We start from the raw sequence: 17,492 nt of genomic DNA, 5'->3' as shown, positions 1-17,492 counted from the left end.
CTCAGGCCTTCTTGTCTTCGCCGATGAGCAGGCGGGTGTCCGACAGGTACATGTGCGGCGGCACCGGCAGGTTGTCGGGCGCGGGCTTGTTCTTGAAGACGCGGCCGGCCAGGTCGAAGGTCGAACCGTGGCAGGGGCAGAGGAAGCCGCCCTCCCAGTTGTCGGGCAGCGAAGGCTGTGGGCCGGCCTGGAGCCTGTCGATCGGCGAGCAGCCCAGGTGCGTGCAGATGCCGACCACCACCAGGACTTCGGGCTTGATCGAACGGCCTTCGTTGCGGGCGTACTCGGGGGTGAATTCGGCGGGGTTGCGCGCGGACTTCGGGTCGGCCAGTTGGCCATCGAGCTTCGAGAGTTCGGCGATCTGCTGCGGCGAGCGCTTGAGGATCCACACCGGCTTGCCGCGCCATTCGACCGTGAGCTTCTCGCCGACCTGCATGGCGCCGATGTCCACCTCGATCGGTGCACCCGCAGCCTTGGCCCGCTCGGAAGGCTGGAAGGTGCTGACGAAAGGGACGGCAGTTGCAACGCCACCCACCGCGCCGGCACAGCCGGAGGCGATCAACCACGTCCGCTTGCTCTTGTCGATCCGGGGGGCGCCGACGGGGATGTCACTCATGGGGGGCCTCAATCTTGTCGCTGGGGTGGGGTCAACCAACGATTGTAGCGGAGCGTCACAAGCGAATTCAACGCGCGCAGACCGGCTGCGGCGGGCGCACGCACGCTGCGCGATGGCTCCTATACTGGCCGCCCACATACGGTCGAGGACCTTGCAATGAGCGTTTTGAAGGAGTTCCGCGAGTTCGCGGTCAAGGGCAACGTGATCGATCTGGCGGTCGGCGTGATCATCGGCGCTGCCTTCGGCAAGATCGTCGACTCGCTGGTCACCGACATCATCATGCCGATCGTCGGCTTGGTCTTCGGCAAGCTCGACTTCTCCAACCTCTACGTCGTTCTGGGCAGCGCGCCGGCCGGCGTGGCGAACAATCTGGCGGACTTGAAGAAGGCCGGCGTGCCGGTGCTGGCGTACGGCAATTTCATCACCATCGCGGTCAATTTCCTGATCCTCGCCTTCATCATCTTCATGATGGTCAAGCAGGTGAACAAGCTGCGCAAGAAAGAAGAAGCGGCGCCGCCGGCGGCCACGCCGCCCGAGGACATCACGTTGCTGCGCGAGATCCGCGACAGCCTCAAGCGCCCCTGAGCGCGTCGGGCGCCAGCGCCCGCGCCATGCGGATGGCCTCGACGAGGCTCGATGCGTCGGCCCGCCCGGTGCCGGCGATGTCGAAGGCCGTGCCATGGTCCGGGCTGGTGCGCACCAGCGGCAGGCCGAGCGTGACGTTCACGCCCTTCTCCACGCCCAGGTACTTCACCGGAATCAAGCCCTGGTCGTGGTACATCGCGATCACCACATCGAATTCCCCGGCCTTCGTCGGCGTCGCACGCGCCCGCATGAAGATGGTGTCCGGCGCATAGGGGCCGTGCACGTCGATGCCGGCGGCGCGGGCGGCGGCGATCGCAGGTGCGATCACCGCGCGCTCCTCCGAGCCAAACAGACCGCCCTCGCCGGCATGGGGATTCAACCCGGCCACGCCGATGCGCGGCGCACGACCGAGCACGGCAGCGAGCGCCTCGTGCGCGATGCGGATCGTCTCTCGCACCCCGTCGACATGCACGGCCTCGATGGCGTCGCGCAGCGAGACATGGATGCTCACGAGCACCGTGCGCAGTTCGTCGTTGGCCAGCATCATCCGAACCGGCACCTCGGCCACCGGGCGTCCGAGATGCGCCGCCGCCTCGGCCTGCAGCAGTTCGGTATGGCCCGGGAAGGCGAAGCCGGCGGCGGCCAGCGACTCCTTGTGCAAGGGCGCGGTGACGATCGCGGCCACCTGCCCGGCCAAGGCCGCACGGGCCGCCCAGAGCACGCAGTCGCCGGCGGCCCGGCCGGCCGCAGCGCTGACGTGCCCGAGGGTCACACCCTCCGGCGGGGCGATGGCCTGCAGCAGCGGGATGCAGTGCGGCGGCAACTGCGCGACCTCCTTCGCATCGTCGATCAGGGCGATGGGCATTGACGTGCTGGCAACGTCGCCCAGCATCCGCTGCGCCGCACGCAGCGTGGCCAGATCGCCCACGACGAAACACCCACGCAAGAGCGAGGGCGCGCCTCGGAAGGCCTTGACCACGATCTCCGGGCCGATGCCGGCCGGGTCGCCCATGGTGATGGCCATGGGCAAGGCGCGCTCGGGAGACGTCGTCATGCCGGGTTGTCGATGTCGATGAACTCGTGCGCCAGTCCGAGCTGCGCCGCGATGTGCGCGGCCACCGCCGGTGCCCCATAGCGCTCGGTGGCATGGTGGCCGCAGGCCAGGAAGGTCACGCCCATCTCGCGTGCATAGTGCGCCTGCGGCTCGGAGATCTCGCCGGTCAGGAAGGCATCGGCGCCTGCAGCGATGGCCGCCTCGAAGTGGCCCTGCGCCCCACCGGTGCACCAAGCCACGGTCTTGATGGGCCGCCGTCCGCCGTCGACCAGCGTGACCTGTCGACCGAGCACCTTCTGCGCATGCGCCGCCAACGCCGCGGCATCGAGGAAGGCCTCGCCGTCGATGCGGCCACCGATGAAGCCCAGGTCCTGCTCGCCGAAGCGCCCCGCCGAGCCCGGCTGCGCGACCAGGCCGAGTTGCAGCCCGAGCTGCGCGTTGTTGCCGAGCTCCGGGTGGGCGTCGAGCGGCAGGTGGTAGGCGAACAGATTGACGTCGTCGCCCAGCAGCAGGCCCAGGCGCTGTCGCATCCAGCCGGTCACCCGGCCATCCTGGCCGCGCCAGAAGAGGCCGTGGTGCACGAAGATGGCGTCGGCCTCCGCATGGATGGCCGCTTCGATGAGGGCTCGGCTGGCGGTCACGCCCGAGACGATCTTGCGCACCGTCGTGCGCCCCTCGACCTGCAGGCCGTTCGGGCCGTAGTCCTTGAAGCGCTCAGGGGCCAGCAGCAGGTCGAACGCATGGAGAAGTTCGTGGCGGGTGGTCGTCATCCCGCCATTGTTACGCCTTTGGTACCGCCCGCATTGCATGACCGCGGGAAGCCATCGGCAGCAACGCCAGGACGAAGCCGAGCACCGCCAGCGCCGCCACATAGTGCGCCGGGGCCATCGGGTCCTTCTGCAGCCACAGCGTGAGGATCACCGGCGTCAGGCCGCCGAAGATCGCATACGACATGTTGTAGGCGAAGGACAGGCCGGAGAAGCGGACCGGCGCCGGGAAGGCGCGCACGCCGGCGATCGGCACCGTGGCGATGGTGCCGACGAAGAAGCCGACCAGCCCGTAGTGCCAGACCAGCGAGGTCGGCGTGCCGGGCAGGCCGGTGTAGAAGAGGTAGGACGTGACCAGCAGGCCGCCCCAGCCGATGAGCATCACGGCGCGGGTGCCGATCCGGTCGCTGGCCCAGCCGACCACGATGCAGCCGATCGTGAGCGTCAGGGTCGCCAGCGCATTCGCCTTCAGAGCGAGCGCTGCCGGGACGTGGTGCACCTTCTGCAGGTAGGTCGGCGTGTACAGCACGACCACCACGATCGCCGCCGACAGCACCCAGGTCAGCAGACCGACGAACACGATGGCCGCGCGGTGCTCGCGCAGGATGGTCTTGATCGGCAGCTCGCGCGCCACGGTGCGGCGGTCGGCCAGTTCCTGGAACACCGGCGTCTCGTGGAGAAAGCGCCGCAGGTACACCGACACCAGCCCGAACGCGCCCCCCAGGATGAAGGGGATGCGCCAGGCGAAGTCGTTCACCTCGGCGGGCGCGTAGTGGGTGTTGATGGCCACGGCCACCAGCGAGCCCAGCAGGATGCCGCCGGTGATGCCCGAGGTGAGCGTGCCCACGCCGAATCCGTAGCGCTTGGCCGGCACATGCTCGGCGACGAAGACCCAGGCACCGGGCATTTCGCCGCCGATGGCCGCGCCCTGCAGCACCCGCATCGCCAGCAGCAACAGCGGTGCGGCCACGCCGATGCTCTCGTAGGTCGGCAGCAGGCCGATCACCAGCGTCGGTGCCGCCATCAGGAAGATCGACAGCGTGAACATGCGCTTGCGGCCCAGGATGTCGCCGAAGTGCGCAATGACGATGCCACCCACCGGCCGCGCCAGGTAGCCGGCGGCGAAGATGCCGAAGGTCTGCAGCTGGCGCAGCCACTCTGGCATGTCGACCGGGAAGAACAGCGCCCCCAGCACCGTCGCAAAGAAGACGTAGATGACGAAGTCGTAGAACTCGAGCGTGCCACCGAGGGCGGACAGCGAGAGCGTCTTGTAGTCGCGCGCGGTCAGGGCGCGGCCGCTGGCCGCGGCGGGAGCGGCGACATCGGCAAAGGCAGGAGCAGTCATGGAGCAGGCAGAAATCGGGCGGACGGCATGGCGCGCTGCGCAGGGGCGGCAGGGCCGGCGAGAGAACGGGAACGTGCGATGCGGCGTGCGCTGCGGGTGTGCGGGGCCGCGCCGAAGCACCGGGTGGGCGTCCAGCTGCGGTCTTGATTTTAGGGGTTTTCCCTGAGAGACACCGTCCATCGGTCTTTACGGCCAGGCCTTGGCAGGGGCACTGGGACGATTCCCATTGGGGTGTTGAGGGAGAATTGGGCCCCCGCCCACGGCGGCGTCTCCGCACTGCGGTCTTTCATTTCCTTTCGATCTTTTCCATGAAACGCACCTGGCTGCTGTTTGCCCAAGCCGTGACCGTCCTGCTCGCGGCCTACTTCGTCGTGGCCACCCTGAAGCCCGAGTGGCTCAACCGACGCACCTCCCTCGCAGGCGTCGTGTCGGTGGTCGAGGCGCCCGGCAGCACCGGCACCGCCACGCCTGCACCGGGCAGCCTGAGCAGCGCGGCCAAGAAGGCGGCGCCCGCGGTGGTCAGCATCAACACCAGCAAGGCCGCCCAGCGACATCCCCGCAGCAACGACCCCTGGTTCCGCTTCTTCTTCGGCGACCAGGGCGACAGCCAGCCGCAGGTCGGCCTGGGCAGCGGCGTGATCGTCAGCGCCGAGGGCTACATCCTCACGAACAACCATGTGGTCGAGGGTGCCGACGAGATCGAGGTGACGCTCAACGACAGCCGCCATGCACGCGGCAAGGTGATCGGCACCGACCCCGACACGGATCTCGCGGTGTTGAAGATCGAACTCGACAAGCTGCCGGCCATCGTGCTGGGCAACTCCGATTCGCTGCAGGTCGGTGACCAGGTGCTCGCCATCGGCAACCCCTTCGGCGTCGGCCAGACGGTGACCAGCGGCATCGTCTCGGCGCTGGGCCGCAACCAGCTCGGCATCAACACCTTCGAGAACTTCATCCAGACCGACGCGGCCATCAACCCGGGCAACTCGGGCGGTGCACTGGTCGACGTCAACGGCAACCTCGAGGGCATCAACACCGCGATCTATTCACGCTCCGGCGGCAGCATGGGCATCGGTTTCGCGATTCCCGTCTCGATCGCCAAGCAGGTGCTGGGCGACATCGTGAAGGAAGGCAAAGTCACGCGCGGCTGGATCGGTGTCGAGCCGAACGACCTGTCGCCTGAGCTGGCCGAAACCTTCGGCGTCAAAGCCAATGCGGGCGTCATCATCACCGGCGTGCTGCAGGCCGGCCCGGCGGCCAAGGCCGGCATCCGCCCGGGCGACGTGATCACCAGCGTCGACGACAAGAAGGTGGACAACGTGCAGGAGCTGCTGACCGCCGTGGCCGGCCTCAAGCCGGGCAGCGAATCGCGCTTCGCGCTGCAGCGCGGCACCGACAAGATGGAACTGAACGTGGTCCCCGGACTGCGGCCGAAGACGCCGCTGCGCCGCAACCCGAACGACCCCGAATGATGCCTGGCGGCACCGCGCGGTGCCGCAGACGCATCAGGACTGGGCGGAGTCGGCGCCCTCTTCCGCGGGCGCCGCGCTGTGCTTCACGAAGTAGCGCGCCGCGATGATGCCGACTTCGTACAAGAGGCACATCGGGATGGCGAGCGCCAGCTGCGACACCACGTCGGGTGGCGTGAGCACCGCGGCCACCACAAAGGACAGCACGATGAAGTAGCCGCGGAAGCTGCGCAGCTTCTCGATGGTGACCATCTCGAAACGCACCAGCAGCATCACGACGATCGGCACCTGGAAGGCGCAGCCGAAGGCGATGTAGAGCGACAGGATGGCCTCCACGTACGACGAGATGTCGGGCGTGGCATTCACGCTCGGCGGCGTGAATTTCTGGATGAAGCCGAACATCTTGTCGAGCACGAAGAACTGCACGAAGCCGATGCCGGCGTAGGCCAGCAGGCTGCCGAACAGGATCAGCGGCAGCGCGAACTTCTTTTCATGGCTGTAGAGGCCTGGCGCGACGAACATCCAGATCTGGTACATGAGCCAGGGCAGCGCCAGCAGCACCGCCGTCATGCCCAACACCTTCAGCGGCACGAAGAAGGGCGAGAACACGCCCACCGCGATCAGCTTGGCGCCCTCGGGCATGTGGGCGCGGATCGGCACGGCGATCAGGTCGATCAGACCGGCGGGGCCGGGCCAGAAGGCCAGCAGCGCTGCCGCGACGGCCAGGCCGTAGACGCAGTAGAGCAACCGGTCGCGCAGCTCGATCAGGTGCGCGACGAAAGGCTGCTCGGTGCCGGCCAGTTCGTCTTCTTTGTTCTTGTCGGTGGGATCGGCCATGGGGGACGCTGCGGGCAGGAAATCGGAGGCGCACTGCGCGCGGCCGGGTTCGGCGTGGCGGCTAGTTGAGCTTGTGGGGACGGAAGCGGGCGACACGCGCCGCGCCGGAAATCGCTTTGGTCCGCACGCCGTTGCGTGACTTGTACCACTGCGGCGTGGCGCCCTGCTTCAGGCGCCAGTTCTTTCGGGGGTGCTTGTACTCGGGGTACGACGGCGCGTCGGGCTCCGCGAGGGCCGACAGCGTCTGGCCGCTCTCGGAGAACTGCTTCTCGAAGTCGCTGGCGCCGGTGTGGATGCTCTGCTCGACGTCGCGAGCCGCTTCCTGCACCGTGTCCTTCATCTTGCGCAGCTCGTCGAGGTCCATCGAGCGGTTGACCTCGGACTTCACGTCGTTGACGTAGCGCTGCGCCTTGCCCAGCAGCATGCCCACCGTGCGGGCGACGCGCGGCAGCTTCTCCGGACCGATGACGATCAGCGCCACCGCGCCGATCAGCGCGAGCTTCGAAATGCCGAGGTCGATCACGCGGGTCGGCTCAGGACTTCTGACGCGCTTCGACGTCGATGGTCGACTTGTCGGCGGCCGGCGTGCCGGTCACGTGTTGCGTCGGTGTGGCCGGCGTGTCGGTGGTCGAGCCATCTTTCATGCCGTCCTTGAAGCCCTTCACGGCGCCGCCGAGATCGGAGCCCATGTTGCGAAGCTTCTTGGTGCCGAAGATCATGACCACGACGAGCAGCACGATCAGCCAGTGCCAGATAGAAAAAGAACCCATGGATGACTCCTGAAGAATGTGAAGAATTTTAGTCCGGGCTGAATATCAGCCCTTGAGCCAGGGGCGCGGGCCACCCATGACGTGAACATGGAGATGGTGCACTTCCTGGCCGCCCTCGGCACCGGTGTTGACCACCACGCGGTAGCCGCCGTTGGGATAAGGCCGGCAGCCGTTCTCGAGCGCGAGCCGGGGGGCCAGCGTCATGATCTTGCCCATCAGCGCCGCGTCATCGGGCGTGAGCTGCGCCATCGAGGGAATGTGCCGCTTGGGTACCAGCATGAAATGCACCGGCGCCCAGGGCGCGATGTCGTGGAAGCCGTAGAGGTCTTCGTCCTCGTAGACCTGCTTCGACGGGATCTTCCCTTCGATGATCTTGCAGAAGATGCAGTTCGGATCAGACGACATCGGCAGGCTCCATCGGACGGCCGGCGTTCATGCGCACCATGCCCTTGACGATGCGGTAGAGGAACCACAGCGAGATAAGACCCCAGGCGATCCAGCCCGGCGCCAGCAACAGCAGCCAAAGCCAGGAGGTCAGCACGTACAACAGCCCGGCCCAGAGCACCGAGCGGATGCGCCAACTGAAATGCGATTTCTGCCAGGTGCCGGCCGCGTCGTCGCGCTTGACCAGGTCGATCACCAGCGCAATCAGCAGCAGCACGACCGACGCCTGGGCGCCCGGCAGCACCGCGCCGACGGCGACGATCAGGTGCAGGATGTAGCTGACCCAACCCCAGGTCTTGAGCGATTCGTCGGGCTCGACGGTCACGATGTCATTGGCCATGGTTTGTCTCAGTCGTTGGACGCTTCGCGGGCCTGCGCCTTGCGCAGGGCCTTTTCCTCGATGCCGCTGGTGCCTTCGCGCCGCTCCAGCTCCGCGACGACCTGGCGTGGCGTGAGGCCGTAGTGCGCCAGCGCCACCATGCTGTGGAACCACAGATCGGCCACTTCGTTCACTATTTTTTGCGGGTCGGCGCCATGGTCGGCGTCCTTCGCGGCCATGACGACCTCGGTCGCCTCCTCGCCGATCTTCTTCAGGAAGGCGTCGGGGCCCTTGTGCAGCAGGCGCGCGACATAGCTTTTCTCGGGATCGCCACCGCGCGCTGGCAGGCGGCTTTCGATGGTGGCGGCAAGGCGGTCCAGCGCGTCGGTGGTCATCGTTTCCATTATTTGTAGATCGTCTCCGGGTCCTTCAAGACCGGATCGACCGCAATCCATCGGCCATTCTCGTACCGGCTGAAGAAACAGCTGTGACGCCCGGTGTGGCAGGCAATGCCGGGTTCGTGGCCGAGCTGTGTGACCTTGAGCAGCACCACGTCGTTGTCGCAGTCCAGGCGGATCTCGTGCACCGTTTGCACGTGGCCGGATTCCTCGCCCTTGAACCACAGCTTGTTGCGCGAGCGGCTGAAGTACACGGCGCGGCCCAGTTCGGCGGTCTTTCCGAGCGCTTCACGGTTCATCCAGGCGAACATCAGCACGTCGTTGCTGCCCTGTTCCTGCGCGATGACCGGCACCAGGCCGTTCGCGTCCCATTTCACTTCGTTGAGCCAATCCATCGGCGGATTGTCGCAAACCGTCGATGCCGTGGAACCGAACAGGCTCAAAGCCGCACCGGGATACCGCGCGACGCCATCTGCGCCTTCGCCTCGCCCACGGTGAATTCGCCGTAATGGAAGATGCTGGCCGCCAGCACCGCGTCGGCGCCACCGATCTGGATGCCGTCGGACAGGTGGTCGAGTGCGCCCACCCCGCCCGAGGCGATCACCGGCACGCTGACCGCGTCGCTCACCGCGCGGGTCAGCGCCAGGTCGAAGCCGCTCTTGGTGCCGTCGCGGTCCATGCTGGTCAGCAGGATCTCGCCGGCGCCGCGGCGCGCCATCTCGGCCGCCCACTCGACCGCATCGAGGCCGGTGTTCTTGCGACCGCCGTGGCTGTACACGTCCCAGCCCGGGCCGCGCGTGGCAGCGTCTTCCGGCGTGCGGCGCTTGGCGTCGATGGCCACCACGATGCACTGCGCGCCGTACTTGCGAGAGGCGTCCTCGATCACCTGCGGATTGGCGATGGCGGCGGAATTGAAACTGGTCTTGTCGGCGCCCGCGTTGAGCAGCCGGCGCACGTCGTCGACGGTGCGCACGCCGCCGCCCACCGTCAGCGGGATGAAGACCTGCGAGGCCACGGCCTCGATGATCGGCAGGATCAGGTCTCGCCCGTCGCTGGTGGCGGTGATGTCGAGGAAGGTGAGCTCGTCGGCGCCCTGCGCGTTGTAGCGAGCGGCGATCTCGACCGGGTCGCCCGCGTCGCGCAATTCGACGAAGTTGACGCCCTTCACGACGCGACCGCCGGTCACGTCGAGGCAGGGAATGATGCGTTTGGCGAGCATGGAATCGGTGTTGAGAAGAAGAGAAGGATCAGCGCAGGCTGAGTTGCTGCCAGCCCTGCCATGCAGCGCCCGGCTGGAGCAGCACGGCTTCGTCGATGCGCGCCGCCTCGACGCAGAGCATGTGGCGCCATCCATCGTCCGGCAGATCGGACAATTTGGCCGCGAGCACGGGGCCTGGGTTCCACACCACCGTCTCGGTGCAGCTCGCGCTCTGCGCGATCTCGACCGTGCCGTGCGGCTGGACCAGGCGCAGGGGTGCTGCGGCCGCGGCGTAGACGCTGTCGAATTCCTCACCGAAGCGCAGCGCCTCGGCGGCTTCGGGATGGCGCACGTCGCGCACCGCATCCCAGCGGGCGGCCCCCTGCAGGCCTTCCAGGCGCGCATTGGCGATCTCGTCGACCCGCAGGTAGGTGTGCAGCGCGGCGGTGAAGGGCCAGGGGGCGGTGCTGGTGTTCACCACGTCGAGCGCGGTGCGCAGGCCTTGCGGCGTGAGAGCGACCGTCAAGGTGGCGCGAAAGCCGTGCGGCCAGAGCGCACGGGTGGCGTCACTGTCCGTCAGCACCAGCTGCACCGCATTCGGCGCCGCGGCGTCGAGCGGCTCGACCCGCCACGCCATGTTCCGCGCGAAGCCATGCTTGGCCAGCGGGCCGCGCTGGTTGAACTGCGGCCAGCAGACGGGCACGCCACCGCGGATGGCGGCCTGGCCGTCGAAAACCGCGTCCGGGCTGAGGTAGATGCGCTCCACGCCGTCGGCCGTGGTCCAGCCGAGCACGTGCGCGCCGTGCAACGCGACGGTGCAGGTGCTGCCCTCGGAGAGGGTCAGGCGCACCGCGGGCTGGCCGCGGACGTCGAGGGTTTGCAGGGGCATGAGGTCGCCGGCCCGCCGAGCGCTCAGCCCGGCGCGAGTTCGTCGGCGCGGGCCTGCGCCGCGGCGAAGTCGAGGTCGCCGGAGTAGATGGCACGGCCGCAGATCACGCCTTCGACACCCTCGGATTCGACCGCGCAGAGCTGGTCGATGTCGGCCATGTTCGACAGGCCGCCGGAGGCGATGACCGGGATGGTCAATGCTTGTGCGAGCTTCACCGTGGCGTCGATGTTGATGCCCGACAGCATGCCGTCGCGGCCGATGTCGGTGTAGATGATCGACTCGACGCCGTAGTCCTCGAACTTCTTGCCGAGGTCGGCGACCTCGTGGCCGGTGAGCTTGCTCCAGCCATCGGTGGCGACCTTGCCGTCCTTGGCGTCGAGGCCCACGATGATGTGGCCGCCGAAGGCCGTGCAGGCGTCTTTTAAAAAGCCCGGGTTCTTGACCGCGGCGGTGCCGATGATCACGTAGCGCAAGCCGTCGTCGATGTAGCGCTCGATGGTGTCGAGGTCGCGAATGCCGCCACCGAGTTGCACCGGGATCTCGGCACCCACTTCACGCAGGATCGCCTTGATGGCCGCATGGTTCTGCGGCTTGCCGGCGAACGCGCCGTTCAGGTCGACCAGATGCAGCCGACGGGCGCCCGCCTCGACCCACTTGCGCGCCATGGCGGCCGGGTCTTCGCTGAAGGTGGTTGATTGGTCCATGTCGCCTTGTTTGAGGCGAACGCAGTGGCCGTCTTTGAGGTCAATGGCGGGAATCAGCAGCATGGCAGGGCGAACCGAAAGGCTCAGGGGTTCCAGTGGAGGAAGTTGCGGTAGAGCTGCAAACCGTGGTCCGCGCTCTTTTCGGGGTGAAACTGGGTGGCGAAAATATTATCGCGCGCAATGGCGGCGGTGAAGGGCGCGCCGTAGTCGGCTTCGCCGACGCTGTGCTTCGGGTCGGCCGGCCGGGCGAAGAAACTGTGGACGAAATAGAAGTACGCCTCGTCCGGCACGCCGGCCCACACCGGGTGCGGTTGCGCCTGGCGCACCTGGTTCCAGCCCATCTGCGGCACCTTGTAGCGGCTGCCGTCGGGCTGGGTGCGGCCCGCCAGGTCGAACTTGACGACCGCACCGGGAATGAGGCCGAGGCCGTTCGTCGGCCCTTCTTCGCTGGTCGACAGCAGCATCTGCATGCCCACGCAGACCCCGAACAGCGGTTTGCTGGCCGCCGCCTCGAGCACCGAGGCCTGCAAGCCGGAATCGCGCAGTTCGCGCATGCAGTCGGGCATGGCGCCCTGCCCCGGCAGCACCACGCGGGTGGCCTTGCGCACCACCTCGGGGTCGGAGGTGACGAAGACTTCCACGCCGACCTGATCGGCGGCGTGCTGCACAGCCTGCGACACGGAGCGCAGATTGCCCATGCCGTAGTCGACGACGGCGACAGTGTTGGATTTCAGAGCGACCCCTTGGTCGAGGGGATGACGCCGGCCGAGCGCGGATCGCGTTCGAGCGCCGCGCGCAATGCGCGGGCGAAGGCCTTGAACACCGTTTCGCACTGGTGGTGCGCATTGACGCCCTTGAGGTTGTCGATGTGCAGCGTCACGCCGGCGTGGTTCACGAAGCCTTGGAAGAATTCGTAGGTCAGCTGGCTGTCGAAGCCGCCGATCATGCCGCTGGTGAAGGGCACGTGCATCACCAGGCCCGGGCGGCCGGAGAAGTCGATGACCACGCGGCTGAGCGCCTCGTCGAGCGGCACGTAGGCGTGGCCGTAGCGGCGGATGCCCTTCTTGTCGCCGACGGCCTGCGCGACCGCCTGGCCAAGCGTGATACCCACGTCTTCCACCGTGTGGTGACCGTCGATGTGCAGGTCGCCCTGGCAATCGATGTCGAGGTCGATCAGCCCGTGGCGGGCGATCTGGTCGAGCATGTGGTCGAAGAAGCCGATGCCCGTCGACAGCGACGCGCGGCCGCTGCCGTCGAGGTTCACCGAAACGGTGATCTTCGTCTCGGCGGTGTTGCGCGTGACGGAGGCTTTGCGGTCGCCAGCGGCGACGGCCTCGGGTGCCGTGGGGGTGTTCATAGGGAAGATTCAAGCGCCGCGAGCATCTGCGCATTGTCGTCGGCGGTTCCGACGGTCAGGCGTAGGCAATTCGCCAGCAAGGGGTGCATTTTAGAAACGTTCTTGACCAGCACGCCGCGCGCCTTCATCCCCTCGAAGGTTTTGGCCGCGTCGGGCACCCGGACGAGCACCATGTTGGCTTCGCTGGGCCATTGCTCGACGCCGGGCAGCGCCGCCAGCGCCGCCACCAGGCGCTCGCGCTGGGCGCGCAGGTCGGCTGCCTGGGCGGCAAACACGTCGGCATGCTCCAGGGCGAACAGCGCGCACTCGCAGTTCAGCACGCTGATGTTGTAGGGCGGGCGCACCTTGTCGACTTCGGCGATCAGGGTCGACGGGCCCATCAGGTAGCCCAGCCGCACGCCGGCCAGGCCGAACTTGCTCAGCGTGCGCATCAGCAGCACGTGGCCGTGGCGCGCGACGCGGTCGATATAGCTGCGCGCGGCGAAGGGCTGGTAGGCCTCGTCCATCACCACCAGGCCGCCCTGCGCGCCCTGGGCCTCGACGATCTGCTCGATCGTCACGCTGTCCCACAGGTTGGCGGTCGGGTTGTTCGGGTACGCGAGGTAGACGATGGCCGGCTTCTCGGCGGCGATGGCGGCCAGCATGGCCGGGCCGTCGAGCTCGAAATCGGCCGTGAGCGGCACGCCGACGAAGCGCACGCCCTGCAGCTGCGCGCTGATCGCATACATGACGAAGCCGGGGACCGGCGCGAGGATCGTCGCGCCCGGCAGATCGCAGGCCATGGTGAGCAGCGAGATCAGTTCGTCCGAGCCGTTGCCCAGCATCAGCGAGAAACCGTCGGGCATCTGCGCGTAATCCGCCAACGCACGCTTCAGGTCGTTGCCGCGCTCGCCGGGATAGCGGTTGAGCGCCAGCGCGCCCAGCCGGGCGCCGAGTTCAGCCTGCAGCGCTGGCGGCAGGCCATGCGGATTCTCCATCGCGTCGAGTTTGAGGAGACCGGTCGCGTCCTGCACCGCATAGGCGTGCATGGACTGGACGTCGGCGCGGATGCGCTGGAAGGCGGCGGCGGTGGTCGAAGCGGTCATGGTTTCTCAGTGGGTGCAGCGGTAGCTGCTGCGCAGGGCTGACGCGAGCACGAATTGCACCGGCATGTCGGCCTCGTAGCTGTCGGCGTTGCGCGAGAGTTCGGTCTGGTAGAGGGAGCGGGCCATCGTGGGATCCAGCTTCCGGCCTTCGGTGCAGAAGGGGGGTTTCTGGCCGGCGCGCTGGGCGGCCTCGCCCGCCTCGCGCAGGCCTTCCATCACGCCGACCAGGTAGTAGTTGGCGTAGAGCTTCCCATCCTTCTCGTTGGCCTCGAGCGTGCGCAGTTCGCGGATGCTCATCGCGTGCGCCGTGCCGGCCACGGCCAGCACCAGGCACAGAACGATGCGCGGCAACCCGTTCATGGGCGCCCTCAGCGTGCCTCGGATTGCAGGCGCAGGCGGGCGGCCTCGGCATGCGCCTGAAGGCCTTCGCCCTCGGCCAGCGTGACCGCGATGGGGCCGAGCACCTGGGCGCCGGCCTCGCTCACCTCGATCAGGCTGGAGCGCTTCTGAAAGTCGTAGACGCCCAGCGGGCTCGAGAAGCGCGCGGTGCCGCTGGTGGGCAGCACGTGGTTCGGGCCGGCGCAGTAGTCGCCCAGGCTTTCGCTGGTGAAGGCGCCGAGGAAAATCGCACCCGCGTGCTTGAGCAGCGGCTCCCAGCGGTGCGGGTCGCCGCTGCTCACTTCCAGGTGCTCGGGCGCGATGCGGTTGCTGATGGCACAGGCCTCTTCCATGTCGCGCGTCTGGATCAGCGCGCCGCGCCCGTTGAGCGATGCGGCAATGATTTCGGCGCGCGGCAGGGTGGGCAGCAGGCGGTCGATCTCGGCCTGCACGCGGTCGATGTAGGCGGCATCGGGGCACAGCAGGATGCTCTGTGCCAGCTCGTCGTGCTCGGCCTGGCTGAACAGGTCCATCGCCACCCAGTCGGGGGGCGTGCTGCCGTCGGCCAGCACCAGGATCTCGCTCGGGCCGGCGATCATGTCGATGCCCACCGTGCCGAACACGCGGCGCTTGGCGGCCGCCACGTAGGCGTTGCCGGGGCCGGTGATCTTGTCGACCGCGGGCACCGTGGCCGTGCCGTAGGCCAGCGCGGCCACGGCTTGCGCGCCGCCGATGGTGAAGGCGCGGCTGACGCCGGCCACGTGCGCGGCGGCCAGCACCAGCGGGTTCTTCTCGCCGCCCGGTGTGGGCACGACCATGATGATCTCGCCCACACCGGCGACGTGTGCCGGAATGGCGTTCATCAGCACGCTCGACGGGTAGGCCGCCTTGCCGCCCGGCACGTAGATCCCGACGCGGTCGAGCGGCGTGACCTTCTGGCCCAGCAGCGTGCCGTCCTCGTCACGGTACTGCCAGCTCTCGCCGCTCGCCTTCTTCTGGGCCTCGTGGTAGCTGCGCACGCGGCGCGCGGCGGCTTCGAGCGCCTCGCGCTGCACGGCCGGCAGCGATTCGAAGGCGGCGCGCAATTCGTCGGGGGTGAGTTCGAGCGCGCTCATGTCGGCCACGTCGAGGCGGTCGAAGCGCTTGGTGTACTCGAGCACCGCCGAGTCGCCGCGCTGCTGCACGTCGGCCAGGATCTCCGCCACGCGCTGCTCGATGGCTGCGTCCGCATCCGCCGACCAATGCAGCCGCGCCTTGAACGCGGTCTCGAAATCCGCCGAGGCGGTGGACAGGCGAAGAGGGACGGCGGACAGGGTCATGGACTTTCAGTCTTGCGGAATGGCCGACGCGAAGGCGTCGAGGATGCGGCGGATCGGCGCCTGCTTGAGCTTGAGCGCGGCCTGGTTGACGACCAGGCGGGCGCTGATGTCCATGATGCGTTCGACCTCGACCAGGTGGTTCGCCCGCAGCGTGTTGCCGGTCGACACCAGGTCGACGATGGCATCGGCCAGGCCCGTGAGCGGCGCGAGTTCCATGCTGCCGTAAAGCTTGATCAGGTCGACGTGTACGCCCTTGCTGGCGAAGAAATCGCGCGACAGGCCGACGTACTTGGTCGCCACGCGCAGGCGCGAGCCCTGCTTCACGGCCGAGGCGTAGTCGTAATCGGCGCGCACCGCCACGCTCAGGCGGCAAGCGGCGATCTTGAGGTCGAGCGGCTGGTACAGGCCCTGGTTGCCGTGCTCGAGCAGCACGTCGAGCCCGGTCACACCGAGGTCGGCGCCGCCGTACTGCACATAGGTCGGCACGTCGGACGCACGCACCAGCACCACGCGCACATCGGGCTGCGTCGTCGCGAGGATCAGCTTGCGGGACTTTTCCGGGTCTTCCGTCACCTCGATGCCGGCGGCGGCCAGCATCGGCAGGGTCTCGTCGAAGATGCGTCCCTTGGACAGCGCCAACGTGATCACGATGCAGCCCCCGTCACGCGTTCGATGTCGGCGCCCAGGCCGCGCAACTTCGCTTCCATGCGGTCGTAGCCGCGGTCGAGGTGGTAGATGCGGTCGACCATGGTCTCGCCATCGGCCACCAGGCCGGCGATCACCAGGCTGGCGGACGCGCGCAGGTCGGTCGCCATGACGGTGGCGCCCGACAGGGAGGTTCCACCCTCCACCACCGCCACCTTGCCGTCGACGTGGATGGTCGCGCCGAGCCGCACCAGCTCGTTCACGTGCATGAAGCGGTTCTCGAAAATCGTCTCGGTCACCGCCGCCGTGCCCTGCGCCACGCAGTTGAGCGCCATGAACTGCGCCTGCATGTCGGTCGGGAAACCCGGGTATTCGGTGGTGCGGAAGGCCTGGGCCTTGAGCGACGCGCCGCCGCTGGAGGCAATGCGCACGCCGCCGTCGACCGGTTTCACGTCGCAGCCGGCGTCGCGCAGCTTGTCGATCACGGCGTCGAGGTGGTCGGCCCGCGCATGGCGCAGGAACACCTCGCCACCGGCGGCGGCCACGGCGCACAGGAAGGTACCGGCCTCGATGCGGTCGGCCACCACGGCATGCTCGCACCCGTGCAGTTTTTCGACGCCCTGCACGCGGATGTGGCTGGTGCCGTGGCCCGTGATCTTCGCGCCCATCTTGATCAGCATCTCGGCCAGGTCGACGATCTCGGGCTCCTGCGCGGCGTTCTCGAGCAGCGTCTCGCCCTCGGCCAGCGCAGCGGCCATGAGGAAGTTCTCGGTGCCGGTGACGGTCACCATGTCGGTCAGGATGCGCGCGCCCTGGAGCCGCGTACGGCCTTCCGGCAGCTTGGCGAGCATGTAGCCGTGCTCGACCACGATCTCGGCGCCCATGGCCTGCAGGCCCTTGATGTGCTGGTCGACGGGACGCGAACCGATCGCGCAGCCGCCCGGCAGCGACACCTTGGCATGGCCGAAGCGCGCCAGCAGCGGGCCCAGGGCCAGCACCGACGCACGCATGGTCTTGACCAGCTCGTACGGCGCTTCGGGATGGTTCAGCGCACCGGCGTCCAGGCGCACCGTGCCGTTGTCATCGCGCTCGGCGCTCACGCCCATGTTGCGCACCAGCTTGAGCATGGTCGACACGTCCTGCAGGCGCGGCACGTTGTGCAGCACCACCGGCTGGTCGGTCAGCAGCGCGGCGCAGAGTTCGGGCAGCGCGGCGTTCTTGGCGCCGGAAACGAGTACCTCGCCGCCGAGCGTGCGCCCGCCGCGAATGAGAAGTTTGTCCATGAGAAATCCAGCAGGAAGGTGGAGCGCAGG

The 17,492-nt window shown here is 67.9% G+C and carries 23 protein-coding genes; 2 read left to right on the top strand and 21 right to left on the bottom strand.

What is annotated here, in order from left to right; genetic code table 11:
• Position 1: 1 nt before the first annotated feature.
• Entirely contained in the window at positions 2-616 is a 615-nt protein-coding gene (gene petA / locus ACSFBE_RS02390; RefSeq protein ID WP_435488760.1) for a ubiquinol-cytochrome c reductase iron-sulfur subunit, read from the bottom strand.
• A gap of 156 nt (positions 617-772) precedes the next feature.
• Here petA and mscL point away from each other — a divergent pair, with 156 nt between their 5' ends.
• The gene (gene mscL, locus ACSFBE_RS02385) at positions 773-1,201 is read left to right on the top strand and encodes a large conductance mechanosensitive channel protein MscL (protein ID WP_435488759.1); all 429 of its coding nucleotides are present in this window, start codon (positions 773-775) and stop codon (positions 1,199-1,201) included.
• Here mscL and pdxA read toward each other — a convergent pair.
• The 3 genes from pdxA to ACSFBE_RS02370 are packed head-to-tail and all read right to left on the bottom strand — an operon-like array spanning position 1,188 to position 4,367.
• Positions 1,188-2,255, bottom strand: coding sequence for a 4-hydroxythreonine-4-phosphate dehydrogenase PdxA (gene pdxA, locus ACSFBE_RS02380; protein ID WP_435488758.1), 1,068 nt, complete (start codon positions 2,253-2,255; stop codon positions 1,188-1,190). The two genes, mscL and pdxA, sit on opposite strands and share 14 nt — an antisense overlap.
• Positions 2,252-3,025, bottom strand: a complete 774-nt coding sequence (locus ACSFBE_RS02375) for a Nif3-like dinuclear metal center hexameric protein (RefSeq protein ID WP_435488757.1) — start codon at positions 3,023-3,025, stop codon at positions 2,252-2,254. Before ACSFBE_RS02375 ends, pdxA begins: the two co-directional genes overlap by 4 nt.
• Positions 3,026-3,035: 10 nt before the next feature.
• On the bottom strand, positions 3,036-4,367 hold the full coding sequence (locus ACSFBE_RS02370) for an MFS transporter (protein ID WP_435488756.1): 1,332 nt from the start codon (positions 4,365-4,367) through the stop codon (positions 3,036-3,038).
• A 308-nt stretch (positions 4,368-4,675) separates the two neighbouring features.
• On the opposite strand from ACSFBE_RS02370, the gene ACSFBE_RS02365 reads away from it, so the two are divergent.
• On the top strand, positions 4,676-5,839 hold the full coding sequence (locus ACSFBE_RS02365) for a S1C family serine protease (RefSeq protein WP_435488755.1): 1,164 nt from the start codon (positions 4,676-4,678) through the stop codon (positions 5,837-5,839).
• 33 nt (positions 5,840-5,872) lie between these two features.
• Here ACSFBE_RS02365 and tatC read toward each other — a convergent pair whose 3' ends face one another.
• The 17 genes from tatC to murA form a co-directional block, all read right to left on the bottom strand.
• Positions 5,873-6,673 (bottom strand): twin-arginine translocase subunit TatC, encoded by an 801-nt coding sequence (gene tatC, locus ACSFBE_RS02360; protein WP_435488754.1) that lies wholly within the window; start codon positions 6,671-6,673, stop codon positions 5,873-5,875.
• 61 nt (positions 6,674-6,734) lie between these two features.
• On the bottom strand, positions 6,735-7,196 hold the full coding sequence (gene tatB / locus ACSFBE_RS02355) for a Sec-independent protein translocase protein TatB (protein WP_435488753.1): 462 nt from the start codon (positions 7,194-7,196) through the stop codon (positions 6,735-6,737).
• Between the two features lie 10 nt (positions 7,197-7,206).
• On the bottom strand, positions 7,207-7,443 hold the full coding sequence (gene tatA, locus ACSFBE_RS02350; protein WP_262074996.1) for a Sec-independent protein translocase subunit TatA: 237 nt from the start codon (positions 7,441-7,443) through the stop codon (positions 7,207-7,209).
• Between the two features lie 45 nt (positions 7,444-7,488).
• Positions 7,489-7,848 carry a histidine triad nucleotide-binding protein gene (locus ACSFBE_RS02345; RefSeq protein WP_435488752.1) on the bottom strand — a complete coding sequence of 120 codons (360 nt, stop codon included), beginning with the start codon at positions 7,846-7,848 and terminating at the stop codon, positions 7,489-7,491.
• On the bottom strand, positions 7,838-8,227 hold the full coding sequence (locus ACSFBE_RS02340) for a DUF4870 family protein (RefSeq protein WP_435488751.1): 390 nt from the start codon (positions 8,225-8,227) through the stop codon (positions 7,838-7,840). The genes ACSFBE_RS02345 and ACSFBE_RS02340 overlap by 11 nt, the downstream gene beginning before the upstream one ends.
• Before the next feature lie 8 nt (positions 8,228-8,235).
• The gene (locus ACSFBE_RS02335; protein ID WP_435488750.1) at positions 8,236-8,610 is read right to left on the bottom strand and encodes a phosphoribosyl-ATP diphosphatase; all 375 of its coding nucleotides are present in this window, start codon (positions 8,608-8,610) and stop codon (positions 8,236-8,238) included.
• Positions 8,610-8,999 carry a phosphoribosyl-AMP cyclohydrolase gene (hisI, locus tag ACSFBE_RS02330; protein WP_435488749.1) on the bottom strand — a complete coding sequence of 130 codons (390 nt, stop codon included), beginning with the start codon at positions 8,997-8,999 and terminating at the stop codon, positions 8,610-8,612. The genes ACSFBE_RS02335 and hisI overlap by 1 nt, the downstream gene beginning before the upstream one ends.
• Before the next feature lie 44 nt (positions 9,000-9,043).
• Positions 9,044-9,823: an imidazole glycerol phosphate synthase subunit HisF gene (hisF, locus tag ACSFBE_RS02325; RefSeq protein WP_435488748.1), complete on the bottom strand. Its 780-nt coding sequence runs from the start codon at positions 9,821-9,823 to the stop codon at positions 9,044-9,046.
• Positions 9,824-9,851: 28 nt separating this feature from the next.
• Positions 9,852-10,691, bottom strand: coding sequence for a D-hexose-6-phosphate mutarotase (locus ACSFBE_RS02320; protein WP_435488747.1), 840 nt, complete (start codon positions 10,689-10,691; stop codon positions 9,852-9,854).
• Between the two features lie 23 nt (positions 10,692-10,714).
• Positions 10,715-11,458 carry a 1-(5-phosphoribosyl)-5-[(5-phosphoribosylamino)methylideneamino]imidazole-4-carboxamide isomerase gene (hisA, locus tag ACSFBE_RS02315; protein WP_435488746.1) on the bottom strand — a complete coding sequence of 248 codons (744 nt, stop codon included), beginning with the start codon at positions 11,456-11,458 and terminating at the stop codon, positions 10,715-10,717.
• 20 nt (positions 11,459-11,478) lie between these two features.
• The gene (gene hisH, locus ACSFBE_RS02310) at positions 11,479-12,129 is read right to left on the bottom strand and encodes an imidazole glycerol phosphate synthase subunit HisH (RefSeq protein WP_435488898.1); all 651 of its coding nucleotides are present in this window, start codon (positions 12,127-12,129) and stop codon (positions 11,479-11,481) included.
• On the bottom strand, positions 12,126-12,752 hold the full coding sequence (hisB, locus tag ACSFBE_RS02305; RefSeq protein ID WP_435488745.1) for an imidazoleglycerol-phosphate dehydratase HisB: 627 nt from the start codon (positions 12,750-12,752) through the stop codon (positions 12,126-12,128). Before hisB ends, hisH begins: the two co-directional genes overlap by 4 nt.
• Complete coding sequence (gene hisC, locus ACSFBE_RS02300; RefSeq protein WP_435488744.1) at positions 12,749-13,837, bottom strand: histidinol-phosphate transaminase; 1,089 nt, start codon at positions 13,835-13,837, stop codon at positions 12,749-12,751. Before hisC ends, hisB begins: the two co-directional genes overlap by 4 nt.
• Positions 13,838-13,843: 6 nt before the next feature.
• Positions 13,844-14,197 (bottom strand): hypothetical protein, encoded by a 354-nt coding sequence (locus ACSFBE_RS02295; RefSeq protein ID WP_435488743.1) that lies wholly within the window; start codon positions 14,195-14,197, stop codon positions 13,844-13,846.
• A gap of 8 nt (positions 14,198-14,205) precedes the next feature.
• A complete protein-coding gene (hisD, locus tag ACSFBE_RS02290) occupies positions 14,206-15,534 on the bottom strand; it encodes a histidinol dehydrogenase (RefSeq protein ID WP_435488742.1) in 1,329 nt (442 codons plus the stop codon).
• Between the two features lie 6 nt (positions 15,535-15,540).
• Positions 15,541-16,182, bottom strand: coding sequence for an ATP phosphoribosyltransferase (gene hisG, locus ACSFBE_RS02285; RefSeq protein WP_262074982.1), 642 nt, complete (start codon positions 16,180-16,182; stop codon positions 15,541-15,543).
• Positions 16,179-17,462, bottom strand: coding sequence for a UDP-N-acetylglucosamine 1-carboxyvinyltransferase (murA, locus tag ACSFBE_RS02280; protein ID WP_435488741.1), 1,284 nt, complete (start codon positions 17,460-17,462; stop codon positions 16,179-16,181). Before murA ends, hisG begins: the two co-directional genes overlap by 4 nt.
• Positions 17,463-17,492: the final 30 nt, after the last annotated feature.

The organism is Variovorax sucrosi, assembly GCF_051216635.1.
Classification (GTDB): domain Bacteria; phylum Pseudomonadota; class Gammaproteobacteria; order Burkholderiales; family Burkholderiaceae_C; genus Variovorax.
The sequence above is the reverse complement of the archived record's forward strand: the minus strand, read 5'-3'. Positions and strand labels throughout refer to the sequence as shown.